Annotated in this window: 9 protein-coding genes; 3 read left to right on the top strand and 6 right to left on the bottom strand. The window is 66.5% G+C overall.

What is annotated here, in order from left to right; genetic code table 11:
- Positions 1-36 precede the first annotated feature (36 nt).
- Positions 37-2,187, top strand: a complete 2,151-nt coding sequence (locus B3H47_RS06410) for a sensor domain-containing diguanylate cyclase (protein WP_286986516.1) — start codon at positions 37-39, stop codon at positions 2,185-2,187.
- A gap of 24 nt (positions 2,188-2,211) precedes the next feature.
- Here the strand turns inward: B3H47_RS06410 and B3H47_RS06405 are convergent, their stop codons facing one another.
- From B3H47_RS06405 to B3H47_RS06380, 6 genes are all read right to left on the bottom strand, one after another.
- Positions 2,212-2,955: an SDR family NAD(P)-dependent oxidoreductase gene (locus B3H47_RS06405; protein ID WP_286986515.1), complete on the bottom strand. Its 744-nt coding sequence runs from the start codon at positions 2,953-2,955 to the stop codon at positions 2,212-2,214.
- Positions 2,948-4,138 carry an FAD-binding domain-containing protein gene (locus tag B3H47_RS06400; RefSeq protein ID WP_286986514.1) on the bottom strand — a complete coding sequence of 397 codons (1,191 nt, stop codon included), beginning with the start codon at positions 4,136-4,138 and terminating at the stop codon, positions 2,948-2,950. The genes B3H47_RS06405 and B3H47_RS06400 overlap by 8 nt, the downstream gene beginning before the upstream one ends.
- Positions 4,135-5,694 carry a cryptochrome/photolyase family protein gene (locus B3H47_RS06395; protein ID WP_286986512.1) on the bottom strand — a complete coding sequence of 520 codons (1,560 nt, stop codon included), beginning with the start codon at positions 5,692-5,694 and terminating at the stop codon, positions 4,135-4,137. Before B3H47_RS06395 ends, B3H47_RS06400 begins: the two co-directional genes overlap by 4 nt.
- On the bottom strand, positions 5,681-5,878 hold the full coding sequence (locus B3H47_RS06390) for a DUF2256 domain-containing protein (protein WP_276706110.1): 198 nt from the start codon (positions 5,876-5,878) through the stop codon (positions 5,681-5,683). Before B3H47_RS06390 ends, B3H47_RS06395 begins: the two co-directional genes overlap by 14 nt.
- Entirely contained in the window at positions 5,875-7,356 is a 1,482-nt protein-coding gene (locus tag B3H47_RS06385) for a cryptochrome/deoxyribodipyrimidine photo-lyase family protein (protein ID WP_414718231.1), read from the bottom strand. The genes B3H47_RS06390 and B3H47_RS06385 overlap by 4 nt, the downstream gene beginning before the upstream one ends.
- 82 nt (positions 7,357-7,438) lie before the next feature.
- Positions 7,439-9,334 (bottom strand): chorismate-binding protein, encoded by a 1,896-nt coding sequence (locus B3H47_RS06380; protein ID WP_286986509.1) that lies wholly within the window; start codon positions 9,332-9,334, stop codon positions 7,439-7,441.
- A 142-nt stretch (positions 9,335-9,476) separates the two neighbouring features.
- Here B3H47_RS06380 and B3H47_RS06375 point away from each other — a divergent pair, with 142 nt between their 5' ends.
- Both B3H47_RS06375 and B3H47_RS06370 read left to right on the top strand, forming a co-directional pair.
- Positions 9,477-11,789: a TonB-dependent receptor plug domain-containing protein gene (locus B3H47_RS06375; protein WP_286986507.1), complete on the top strand. Its 2,313-nt coding sequence runs from the start codon at positions 9,477-9,479 to the stop codon at positions 11,787-11,789.
- A 266-nt stretch (positions 11,790-12,055) separates the two neighbouring features.
- Entirely contained in the window at positions 12,056-13,378 is a 1,323-nt protein-coding gene (locus B3H47_RS06370; protein ID WP_286731287.1) for a branched-chain amino acid ABC transporter substrate-binding protein, read from the top strand.
- The last annotated feature ends 2 nt before the right edge of the window (positions 13,379-13,380 follow it).

Below are 13,380 nucleotides of genomic sequence, written 5' to 3'. Positions count from 1 at the left end.
ATTGAGGGGGATGTCCGTTTACATTTCTTGGCATTGATGCGCACTGACCCCGCCCCCATGCCGCACGACGCCCAGATCACGACTGCACCGCACGCCATTGCTGCGGCACGCGTGCGGCTGTTGCTCGCCACGGTGCCGGTCTCTGCCGTGACCAACGCCTCCGTGGCGCTCATCGCCATGGCGCTTCTGCACGGCGGCGCACCCGTCGGCTTTTATGCGGTCTGGGGTGGCGTGATGATCAGCCTGCAGGCGATTCGCCTGTTGGTCTGGCTGATCTGGCGCGGTGCGTCGGCGGAAAACCTTCGTCCGGTGCAGCGCTCGCTGCGGCTACGCGTGCTGCGGGCCGCGTCCTGGGCCACGGGGATGAGTTGGGGCGCGATTCCTGCCGCCCTCTTTCCCGCAACCCCCATCGAGCAGTCGTTCGTCGCCTTCTTCTTGGCTGGGGTGAGCGGGGCTGCGGTGGCGGGTCTGGCGTTCGACGCCTGGGCTTCCGGGCTGTTCGTCGTCTCGGTCATCGTGCCGCTGGCGCTGCGCCTGATGGGGGTGCAGACCTCTTTGTCCACGGCGATGGCGGCCATGGTTTGCATCTATCTGCTCTACCTCGGCGTGGCGATACGCCGCGGGCAGCTCCAGTTCCTGCAACTGCTCGATTGGCGCACGCGGGCCGAAACCGCGCGCGCACGCACCGCGCGGCAAGCCCAGCTCAACGCCCTGCTGGCCGAGGCCAACCAGCTTGGCGCCAGTGCGACCAACGCCGCGGCGCTCTATGCCGCGATCTGCCGCACCTACGCAGCGCTGGACGGCCAAGCGCCGCTAAGCATCGTGCAGCGCGACCCCGTCACAGGGGATTTCGAGATTGCTGCGCAGTCCGGCCCGGCGCCGCTGGACGTGCTGGACACCTCCCTGCTCGACACCGCCTGGCGCCAGAACCGCACGCAGTTCCAGGGCGATGGCCGCACGCTGGACGCCTGCATCCCGCTGCATGCGCAAGGGCAGGTGTGCGCCCTGCTGCGCGTGGTCTGCGCCAACGCGGCTGAGCGGCTCCCTTGCGAGATGGACGACAGCCTGCGCGACTGGCTGCTCAACCTCGCCGCCAGCGTGGATCGCGGGCTGCAAGCCATCAGCCAGCGCGAGCGCATCGACCGGCTGCAAAAACTCTACCGCGCACTGATCAGCGAAGGCGAAGTGGTGCTGCAGTCGCGCAGCGCAGAAGAGATGCTGCAGCGCACCTGCGACACCCTCGCCACCGACACCCAGTTTCATGCCGCCTGGCTGGCGCGGCCGGACGAAAGCGGCGCCTTTCGCGTGCTGGCGCGAGCAGGCGAAGGCGCCCTGCAGCTCGATCACTTTCGCGTGCATCTGAACGACACCAACCGCGTGCCCCTGGTGCTGCGCGTCTGGGATACCCAGACCCTGCAGGTCTGCAACGATCTGCTCCGCGACCCGGACATGCAGCCCTGGAACTCCACACTGTCGCGCTATCGCTGGCATGCCGCCCTGGCCACCCCCGTATGGCGCGGTGGCGCGCTGTGGGGGGTGCTGGTGTTCACCTCGCCACAGGCGCAGGCCTTCGACGAGCAGACCATCGCCCTGTGCGAGCAGGTCGCGGCCCTGCTGGGCTATGGGCTCGATGAACTCGACGTGAAAGAGCGCCTGAGCCATCTGCAGCGCGTCGAAGCGCACCGCGCACGCCACGACACCCTTACCGGCCTGCCCAACCGCTATGCCCTCGAACAATACTTGCCCGAAGTCATCGCCCGCGCGCGTCGGCAAGGCAGCCTGTTCGCCGTGGGCATGATCGATCTCGACGGCTTCAAGCTGATCAACGACACCTGGGGCCACAGCGCGGGCGACCGGGTGCTGCGCGAACTCACCCGCCGCCTGCAGGCCGTGCAGCGTCAGACCGATTTTCTGGTGCGTCTGGGCGGAGACGAATTCGTCGTGGTGATGGAAGACCTCAACCCGCTCGAAGTCCAGACCGGCTATGCCAACAGCGTGCAGCGCCTGCGACAAGCCGTAGCCGCCCCGTTCGACATTGCGCCGAATGTGCAACTACCCATCGACATGAGCATCGGCATCTCCGCTTACCCGCTCGACGCGCAGGACGCCGACACCCTGATGCGACTGGCCGACAAAGCCATGTACGCGGCCAAACCGAAAAACAGAACCTCTGAGAATTCCCCCTGAATTGCGCGAGCCCTGAAAAGTACGCTACTTCACCAGCGGCCTGATGGTGGTGAAGCCCCCATCCACCGCGATGCACTGGCCGGTGATGCGGCTGGCAGCCTCTGACAGCAGAAACGCCATGACGTCGGCGATTTGCTCGGCCGTCTGCACCCCGCCCAGCGGATATTGCTTGCCCGCGCCTTCGCGCATGGCGGCTACTTTGAGCATGCCCGCGGTCAAAGGCGTATCGGTCATGCCAGGCGCCACGGCGTTGACCCGCAGACCGATCGGTGCGTAGGTCGCCGCCGCGCTGCGCACCAGTCCTTCCACGCCCGCTTTGGCCGCGGCAATGGCTTCGTGGTTGGCCACTCCGATCTGCGCAACGACCGAGCTCACCAGCACCGCCGCGCCCGGTTGCTGCGCCGCGCGGCGCGCCTCGATCCACGCACCCAGCATGCACAGGGCGCTGTCGAGGTTGACGCGCAGCACCTCGCGCCATTGCTGGGCACTGGTGCGGTGCAACGGTGCGATCAGCGTGTTGCCCACGCAATGCGCCAGATGCGACGGCGTCTGGCCCAGTTGCTCCGCGCACTGCGCGATGGCCTGCGCCGCACCCTCGGGCGTGGTGACATCCGCGGCAATGCGCACGCTGGACGGCACATCGGCCAGCGCCGTCGCGTCGCGCCCAACGGCGGCCACGCGCCAGCCCTGCGCATGCAACTGCGCACTCAGCGCCCGGCCCATGCCGCCGCGCGCACCGGTAATCAAAACAATGGGTTGCTCACTCATGAAACAGGTCTCCTTGGATAGACGATGACGCTGAAAGGATTTGCACGCGCGACCAATACGCAGAAAACGACCGGCAACGCGGCGTCGGCTCGGAAAAAGCCGGCGGCGGCGTGGCCAGAGCAAGATCGCTCCAGGCTGCGGAAAGATGCGGGTTATGCCAGCCCTGCACCGAGCGCGCCGCCTGGAGCGCCTCCAGCACAGAGGCAGCCGTTCCAAACCAGCGCACGGGCGCAAGCGCCTGCATGCGCGCAGCCACAAACTGCCAGCGCGCGGCAGACCAGGGCCAGCGCGCGTGCCAATCGGTATCGCAAACCGCGACCGGCAGCCTGCCTTCTGGAACCGGCCCCAGCGCCCAGGGGTGAATCAGCCAGACATCCTGTGCTGCCACGGCCCGCGCATCCGCTTGCGAAAACCCGCCAGCGGGCGGCTCGGAGAACAAGGCGGGCTCTGCCACGCCGACAAGCTCGCCGGGTTCAGGGCCGAGGTCTTGTGGTTGACGCGCAAGCGCATCCAGCCTTTCGTAAGACGCATCGATCACGGTGCCCGGGCTATGCCAGGCGGCAGGCGCGTACTTCGCCACGTTGTCGGCATTGAACAAATAGGGCTTGGAGCTGCCCGTGCCCGCCACCCATTGCCAAGACAGGTGGTTGCTGGCGAGATCGCCATCGAGCAGGTGTGCAACCATCCAGTCGGCCCCGGCGCGCCAGTGCACCTTGCGCAAATGCACGGTGTAGGAAGCCAGCCACATGCGCGCGTGGTTGTGCAAATAGCCCGTGGCATAGAGCGTGCGCACCGCTTGGTCGATCACCGGCACGCCGGTGCGGCCTTCGCGCAGGTCCGCGGGCAAAGCGGAGGCGTAAGCACGGTCTGGCAGCGGGCCGGGGTGCTGCGATTGCAGAATGCCCTTGCCCTCTTGACGCCAAACCTGCTGAAAAAAAGCGCGCCAACCGAGTTCCTGCAACAGCTTGTCCTGCAGCCCGAGGCCGTGGCGCATCGTCAGGTGCTGCACCACGTCGCGCAGACCGAGAAAGCCATGCGTCAAATACGGTGAGAGCCGGGTGACGTGCCCTTGCAAATGGTTGCGGCTGCGGGCGTAGTCTGCAGGACGCACCGCAGCGAGGCTGCGCTGCGCTGCCGCAAGGGTCGGCTCGAAAAGCGTTGCTGGTTCGGTTGCCAGAGTCATGCCGCGTCCCGGATCGACTGGGCCTGCGCCTGGATGCGTGCGCGCTCGTCGGCCGACAACCGCGCCAGATTGCGCACCTGCATCACGGTACGCGGATTGGCCGCAAGACGCGCCTCGTGCCGTAGCAAAAAGTCCCAGTACAGCGTGGTGTAGGGACAAGCCTTCGCACCCACACGCTGCGCCGGATCGAACCGGCAGGCCGCGCACAGGCTGCCGCCGCTCATGCGCTGAATGTATTTGCCGCTGGCGATGTAGGGCTTGCTGGCCATCAGGCCGTCGTCTGCCGCCTGGCTCATCCCCAGGGTGTTGGGCAGTTCCACCCATTCCACCGCATCGACATACACGGCCAAAAACCACTGGTGCACCTGCTGCGGCTGCACCCCGTGCAGCAAGGCATACAGCCCGATGACCATCAGCCGCTGGATGTGATGGGCGTAGCCGTAGCGCAGGGTTTGCGACAGGGCATCACGCAGGCAGGCCATGTCGGTCTGCCCGGTCCAGAACCAGGCGGGCAACGGCGCCTGCGCGCCCAGCGCGTTGCGCTCGGCGTAGCCGGGCATCTGCGTCCAGTAAATGCCGCGCACATATTCGCGCCAGCCCAGAATCTGGCGGATGAAGCCTTCGGCGCTGTGCAGCGGCGCTTGCCCCTGGCGCCAAGCGGTCTGCGCCGCCTCGACCACTTCACGCGGGTTCAGGAGCTTGAGGTTGAGCGCGGCAGAAAGGTGGGCATGCCAGAGCCAGGGCTCGTTGGGCCAGAGTGCGTCTTGCCACTGGCCGAACTGCGGCAGGCGCTCGCGCATGAAGCGCTCCAGCGCCTGCAAGGCCTGCGGGCGAGTCACCGGCCAGGCGAAATCGGCCAGCGTGCCCGGGTGGCTGGCGAAGCGCTGATTCACCACAGCGATGACCTCGCGCGTGATGGCGTCTGGCACAAACTGCGCCGGGCTGGGCACATGGCCGGGGCCGGACTTGGGAAACGCCTCGCGGTTGTCGGCATCGAAATTCCACTGTCCGCCAGCGGGCTGATTACCCTCCATCAACACATCGTGTCGCTGGCGCATGGCGCGGTAGAAAAACTCCATGCGCAACTGCTTGCGACCCCGGGCGTGCGCGGCAAAGTCGCTGGGCGAAGCGAAGAAGTGCCGGTCTTCGCGCAGTTCCAGCGGCACGCCATGCGCAGCGGCGGCAGCCTCGATGGACTGCAGCACCCGCCAGTCGCCGGGCTGGGTCATGACCAACTGAGTAGGGCGCAGGCGCTGCACAGCGCGCTGCAATTCGGCAGTCAAACTGCCCGCGTTAGCGGCGTCGTCAAGCTCGGTGTAATGCACTGTGAGGCCGGCGGCACGCAGGTCTGCAGCGAAGTGGCGCATCGCCGCCAGAAACAAGGCGATGCGCGGCTTGGAAGACCAGACATGGGTGGACTCTTCCGCCACTTCGGCCATCCACACCGCATCCTGCGCCGGGTCGAACCTGTCGAACGCGCTGGCCTGCGGGTCGAGCTGATCACCCAGCACCAGCACCAAATGGCGCAGCGGCCTCGCAGGATCAGGGCTTGTCATGCCACGCTCCAACCTGGCTCTTGGCCTTGTTCCGATTTTTGCGGCAGGCTTGCGAGCAGTAGCGCACCGTCTCCCAGTTTTTCGCCCAGGCGCGACGCCAGCTCATAGGGCGACCGCACACCGCGCAGGGTTTGCTGGCCAGAGCCGCCTTGTTCCCCTTGTGACCGCTTGCCGCTGCGCTCATTCGAACAACTCCTGCTGTCGCGGTGGCGCGGGTGGCGCAACCGGCTTGCGCGCGCGGGAGCCGCTGGGCGGCAGACCGCTCTTGCGCGAGCCGTGCCGCTGTTGCACCGCCCGCGCCTCGTCGCTCGCCTGCGGGCTTTGGCGGATGGCGTAAATGCGGTCTTTGGACTGCTTGACGGCGTTGCGCTCATCGACGATGGGCGGCGGATAAGCCGAAGTCCCCCACTCCGGCACCCACTGGCGGATGAACGCGCCCTGCGGATCATGGTCAGCCTGCTGCTTGGCCGGGGAATACACGCGCAGGGTGTTGATGCCGGTGGTGCCCGATTGCATTTGCATCTGGCTCCAATGAATGCCCGGCTCGAAATCGAGAAACTGCCGCGCCAGATGCAGCCCCGGCTCGCGCCAATGCAACCACAGGTGATAGGCGGCAAAACTCACCAGCATGGCGCGCATACGAAAGTTGATCCAGCCGGTTGCGTTGAGGCAGCGCATACAGGCGTCCACCATCGGGAAGCCGGTGTTGCCACTGCACCAGGCCTCGAAATACGCGGGGTTGAATTCGGGCTCGCGCAAACCGTCGTAGGCACGCGCAAAGTTGTGGAACTCGATGCCCGGTTCATCTTCGAGCTTTTGCATGAAGTGGCAATGCCAGCGCAGCCGCCCGGCAAGACCGCGCAGGTGATACGCCATGCTGCGCGCCGGCGCCTCGCCACTAGCCTGCAACGCGCGAATGCGTTGCTCGGTGGCCTGATGCACTTGCCGCATGGAGAGCGTGCCGAAGGCCAGATGCGCGCTCAAGCGCGAGCAGCCCTGCGCTGCCGTGAGCGGGCTGGACAGATCGCGCCGGTACTGCGCGCCCCGCGTATCCAGAAAGCTGTGCAGAGTGGAGAGCGCCGCCGCCGTGCCCGCAGCGGGCGTGGCGCGGGCCGCGGGCAAGCGCAGATCGCGCAGGGCCGGAAAGTCGCCCGCTGCCAACGGCTTGGATGCGTCGCGCAGGCCTTGCGGCACAGGCAGCTGCGGCGCATCCATGCGCCTTTGCCAGCGGGCCGCCCAGCCCGCACGATCACGCAGACGGCGCACCACGCCGCTTTGCGGCCATTCCTGCCAGATCACGCCTTGCTCTCGGCACCAATGCGCCACCCGTTTGTCGCGCGCATAGGTCCAGCCTGGGCCGGTTTCTTCGTGGCTGAACAGATGGGTGAAACGCACCTCGCGGCGGATGTCTTCGAACACCTGAGGCACATCGCCCACGCGCACCAACAGCCTGAGACCGGCTTGCGTCAGCGACTCCCGCAGCGCGGAAACGCAATCCGCCGCGAACTGCACATGCTGCGCATCGCACTCCGGGCTGGCGATCCATTCCGGCTCCATCACGAAAAGCGCCAGCGCCGCATCGCATTGCGCGGCGGCGTGCAACGCGGCGTGATCCTGCACACGCAGGTCGCGTTTGAACCAAACGAGCGCCAGAGTCGACATGATTCGATGATGCCATGCCCCGGTGGCAGACCGCTGCGCGCCGTCGAGTGCCATGACGGCGCCTACGGAAATTTCCGCCGCTTCACAACGTGGCCGCCAAAACCCCACGCAAACCATTGACCACGGCGATTTGCTGCGCGCGCAGCAGGGCATCGGCTTGGAGCACACACTCGCGCACCCCGCCGTGGTCAATCAGCCATTGCCGCCCGACTCCGGGCAACAGGCCGCTTGCCAGCGCCGGTGTGCACCACGCGCCGCCTAAGCGCAGCAGCAATGAGCTGCGCCCGCCTTCGCACAGTTCGCCGCGTTCGTTGCAGAAGATCTGGTCGAACGCGCCCTGCGCCTCGGCGGCGCGCCAGGCGGCGTCGTAGCGCGCACGATGGGTGGTCTTGTGGCGCAGGAACAGGTCGGCCGAATCGAGCGCTTCGGCGGCCCGCAGCAGCCGCACCGGTTGCTGCGGCGCGGGCGGCATGGGCTGCACGTCGATCTCGACCGCGCCCGATTTACGCAGCACCAACCGAGTGCGCCAGGGCGCGGGAGCCAGCGCCGCGCAAGCGGCTTGCCACGCCGGGCAGCCATCGGCCAGTGCGGCAGCCGAAGGCGCAACGAGGCCGCAATGCGCTTCGGCCAAGGCTTGGCGCAGCGCAGGCAGGTCGCAGGCAAAGCCGAAAAACGCCGCCGAGCGCGCCAACCGCGCCAAATGCCGCTCGATGCGCGCGGCATGCGCGGGCCAGACGGCGGCGAAGGTTTCGATCAGACCGAAGCCCGGATCGTGCGCGGTGACGAAGCGCAGCTTGTCCCAGCATTCCTGCCACTCGGTGGCGGGGTCGGAGTCGATCACCACGCCGCTGCCCACGCCCAGTTGAAAAGCGCGGGTTCCGGCAGCCTCCCCTGTGGTCTGCACGCCATCTTCGACCTGCAAGGTGCGAATGGGCACGCTGAACACCGCCAGCGGCCCTTGCCCGGCGTCGCGCGGGTCGATGAAGCCCAGCGCGCCGGTATAAAGCCCGCGCGGCCCGCCCTCCAGCGCGCGAATGATCTCCATGCTTTTGCGCTTGGGCGCGCCCGTCACCGAGCCGCAGGGAAACAGCGCGGCAAAAATCTCCGCCCAGCGCCGTGGCCCGCCGCGCTCGTCGAGCACGGCCTGCACGCTGGAGGTCATCTGCCACACGGTGGGATAGGGCTCGACGCTGAAGCGCTCGGGCACGCGCACCGAACCCGGCACGGCCAGCCGCCCCAGATCGTTGCGTAAGAGATCGAGGATCATCAGGTTCTCGGCGCGGTTCTTGGGATCGGCAGCCAGCGCCAGCGAGGCCTGCGCGTCGGCTTCTGCGTCGGCGCAGCGCGCAGCGGTGCCCTTCATGGGCCGTGCGCGCAGCGTGGCCCCGTCACGCGCGAAAAACAGTTCGGGCGAAAAACTGAGCACCCAGCGCCCGCCGAGTTTGGCCAGGCAGGAATAACGCGTGGGCTGCGCCTGCCGCAGCGCGGCATACAGCGCCAACGGATGGCCGAACGCCTGCCCGCGCAGCGGCCAGGTGAAGTTGATCTGGTAGCTGTCGCCCGCGCGCAGGTGCGCAGCGATGCGCGCCAGGGCGGCGGTGTAGTCCGCCTGCGTGATGCCGGGCTGCAGAGCGGCCACGCCGCAGGGCTGGCCACCATCGAGGCTGGCGCTTTGCGCTTGGAGCCACTGCTGCGTCTCGGCGGCGGTCATGCGCATGACCGCATCGAACGCCAGCGCCTCGACCAGAGGGGTGGCCAGGGGAGCATGCACGGGCAAGCCAGCCAGCGCCTGCGCGGCTTCGTAATGGACGAACAAGGCGACCTGACGCCCAGCGTTCAATGCGTGTTCGAGCTGCTGAAAAGCACTCTCGACTTGCTCTGCCTGCCACGCCTGCCAGTGCGACAGCGGCTGCCGGTACAGGCGGGTCAGCGGCTGCGACGGCTCCAGCGCGTCGTCGAACAACACAAAGTCTTGCATGGCGGTGAGGCGAATTCGGGGAAACCCCTGTGACAGGAGGGCGACAAATGCGACGTTTTGTCGCGCTCGGGGCGCAACAGGCATTCCTACAGTGAGACCGTCGTTTTTGGCAACGGTTTGAATCCATCGCTTTCAATTGTCCATGCAAACATCTTTCTGTCCTCCGTCAAGCTCGCGTCTGTCGCGCACCGCTCTTTCAATCGCCCTGAGTGCCGCACTGGCGGCGCTGTGCGCCAGCAACGTCCAGGCCGCCGAGACCGCCCTGCCCGAAGTCGTCGTCTCGGGCGCGGCCGCTGGCGCGCAGTCCTGGGCGCAATGGCAAAGCGCCATCGATCTGGCCCAGCGCCGCGCCGCAACGAATGACACCGCCAGCCTGCTGCTGGGCATTCCCGGCCTGTCGGTCAACGCGGCGGGCGGCGTCTCCGGGCTGCCGCAGTACAACGGCCTGTCGGACGACAACCTCGACATCCAGCTCGACGGCATGGGGCTGATCGCCAGCTGCCCCAACCATATGAACCCGGTGCTGTCTTACGCCTCGCCGTCGCAGGTGCAGAGCATCACCGTGTATCCGGCGGGCATGGTGCCGGTGTCGGTCGGTGGCGACGCCATCGGCGGCGCCATCGAGGTGAAAACCCGCGCGCCACAATTCGCCCCGGCGGGGCAGGCGTCGATCTCCGGCGGCGAGGTCAGCGCGGGCTATGCCAGCAACGGCGCTGCGCGCAGCCTCGGGCTGAACGCCTACTACGGCACGCAGTCGTTCGCCATCGCCTATGACGGCGCGCTGACCAAGGCCGATGACTACTCCGCCGGGGGCGACTTCAAAACCTTTACCGCCACCGGCCGCCCGGGGCAGAGCCTCGCGCGCGACGTCGTCGGCTCCACCGCCTACGACGTGCGCAACCACACCCTGGGGCTGGCGTGGAAGGGCAGCGACCAATTATTCGAAATCGGTCTGGGCTATCAGGACGTGCCCTATCAGCTCTACCCCAACCAGCGCATGGACATGCTGGGCAATACCGAAAAACGCATCAATCTGCACTGGCTCAAGCAGTTCGGCTGGGGCTCGCTCGATGCGCGCGCCTACCATGAAACCGTCGATCACTTCATGGACTTCAGCGCAGATAAACGCTTCTGGTACGGCAGCCAGACCATGCAGGGCGGCGTAGGCGGCTATCCCTGCAGCCCGATCTCGCCCACCTGCGCCGCCGGCATGCCGATGTATAGCCAAAGCCGCACCACCGGGGCGAAGCTGCAGGCGAGCATCGATCTGTCGGCGCAGGACGTGTTGCGCACCGGAGTCGAGCTGCAGCGCTATCACCTCGACGACTACTGGACGCCTTCGGGCGGGATGATGTGGCCCGGCACCTTCCTCAATGTCAACGACGGCAAGCGCGACCGCATCGGCGTGTGGGGCGAATGGCAAAAGCAGCTCAGCGCAGAGTGGCAAACCCTGGCGGGGCTGCGGGTGGAGCGCGTGCGCACCGATGCCGGGCCGGTGCACGGCTATGCCAACAGCAATGGCATGGGCACGATGATGAACTACCAGTTGCGCGACGCCACGGCGTTCAACACCATCGACCGCGCGCGCACCGACACCAATGTCGATGCCTCGCTGCTGTCGCGCTGGACGCTTTCTCCTACGCAGGATCTCTCGGTGGGCCTGAGCCACACCACCCGCTCGCCCAACCTCTACCAGCGCGATCCCTGGAGCACCTGGTCGATGGCTGCGGTGATGAACAACTTCGTCGGCGACGGCAACGGCTACATCGGCAACCCCAATCTCAAGCCGGAAAAAGCCACCACCCTGTCGGCCAGCTTCGATCTGCACAGCACCGACCACGCTTGGGAGTTCACCGCGCAACCGTTCTACACCCATGTCAGCGATTACATCGACGCGGTGCAGTGGAACGCAATGGCCAACGCGCCGCAAGCCACGCCGCTGAAAAACCAGTTCGTCGTCCTCAAATACGTCAACCAGACCGCGCGGCTGTATGGGCTGAATCTCTCGGGCAAGATGCCTTTGGGCGATGGCCCGCTCGGCCGGTTGGCGCTGCAAGGCGCGGTGAACTACACCCGCGGGGAAAACACCACCACGGGAGACAACCTCTACGCCATCATGCCGCTCAACGCCCGGCTCAGTCTCACCCAGCAGTTGGGCGGATGGAACAACGCGCTGGAATGGGTGCTGGTCAAGGCCAAGACACAGGTTTCCGCCGTGCGCAATGAAATCCCGACCGGCGGCTACGGCCTGCTCAACCTGCGCACCAGCTACAGCTTCAAGCAAGCGCGGGTCGATTTCGGCATCGACAACCTGCTCGACAAGTTCTACGCCCTGCCCACCGGAGGTGCCTACGTCGGCCAGGGCACGACCATGTCGATCAACGGCCTGCCCTGGGGCATTGCCGTGCCGGGGCCGGGACGCTCGGTGTACGCGCGGGTGGGGGTGAAGTTCTAAGCTGCCCGGATGGCGTTGAACCCGGATTTTCCATGAGGACACGGGATGATGGCGCGGCGGATTGGGGATGGATTCGGCCCTGCGCGACAAGCCCATAGCCCGAGCTATGGGCGCGAAGCGCGGGGGCGAAGACGCCTCAAGCCGTCCGCCAGCGCCCGTGTAGGGGCAAAGCCCCGCCGAATGGGAAATCCGGGTTGAAATAGCATTGCCTTTTTGCGCCGCCCCTGAAAACCGGGGCGGCTGTTCCCTCACAAGGCTTTGCTCGCATGCACACCACCCGCAGAAGTTTTATCTCCACCCTGGCCGGTGGCTTATTGCTCGGCGCCGCGCCAGTGCATGCGCGGCAGATTCCCACCGTCAAGCTCGCTTTCATCGACCCGCTCACCGGCCCCTTCGCCGCAGTAGGGCAGAACCAGTTGCAGAGTTGGCAGTTCGTGGCCGACCGGGTCAACCGCGGCAACACCGCCGGGGTGCGCTTCGAGATCGTGCCGTTCGACAACAAGGGCGCGGTGCAAGATACGGTCAATGCACTGCAGGCCGCGGTGGATCAGGGCATCCGCTATGTGTTGCAGGGCGACGGATCGGGCGCGGCGATTGCGCTCTCTAAAGCGGTGAGCCGTCACAACACCCGCCATCCCGGCAAGGAAGTGCTCTATCTCAACTACGCCGCGGTCGATTCCGCACTGACGGGCAGTGACTGCAGTTTCTGGCACTTTGCGCTGCAGCCCAGCGTGCCCATGACCCTGCAGGCGATGACCGACGACATCCGCAACCGGCCGCAGATCAAGCGCGTCTATCTCATCGAGCAAGACTATTCCTTCGGCCATCAGGTGGCGAAGTACGCCCGCGAAATGCTGGCGCTCAAACGACCCGACATCCAGATCGTGGGCGAAGATTTCGTGCCCCTCGGGCAGGTCAAAGACTTTTCGCCCTATATCGCCAAGGTGCAGGCCGCCAAGGCCGACTGCATCATCACCGCCAACTGGGGCCCCGACCTCACCCTGCTCATCAAGGCGGCGCAGCAAGGCGGGCTCAAGGCCGATCTCTACACCTTCTACGCCAGCAGCCTGGGCGCGCCCAGCGAGATCGGCCCGCACGACGCCGGGCGCGTCAAGCTGGTCTATTACAGCAACCCCAATCTGCCCGGCGTGCTGCAAAGCCTGCAAAAAGGTTTCCGCGACAAGTACAAGCAAGACTTCTCGGTACCCGCCACCTACACCGGCCTGGCGCTGCTCACCGCCGCCATGACCAAGGCGCACAGCACCGAGCCGCTGAAGGTCGCCAGCGCGATGGAAGGGCTCAAGTTCCACACCTTCAACGGCGAGGTCACCCTGCGCGCGGCCGATCACCAGTTGCTCCAGCCCATCTATGTCAGCGACTGGCAGCCGGTCTCGCCCGCCAACCCTTACGACGTGGAAAACACCGGCTACACCTTTGCGCTGGAGCACACCTACCGCCCCGCGCAAACCACCCTGCCTGCGCAATGCACCATGCAGCGGCCGCTGATGACCGAGGTCTATCCGGTCAAACCGCCCAAGGTGACGGCCAGCGCGGTGCCCGGCGCCAGCCAGGGCACGCCGTCGCGCTAAAG

The organism is Thiomonas sp. UBA7699 (genome assembly GCF_002482605.1).
Lineage (GTDB): Bacteria > Pseudomonadota > Gammaproteobacteria > Burkholderiales > Burkholderiaceae_C > Thiomonas > Thiomonas arsenitoxydans.
This window is presented reverse-complemented; position numbering and strand designations above follow the sequence as displayed.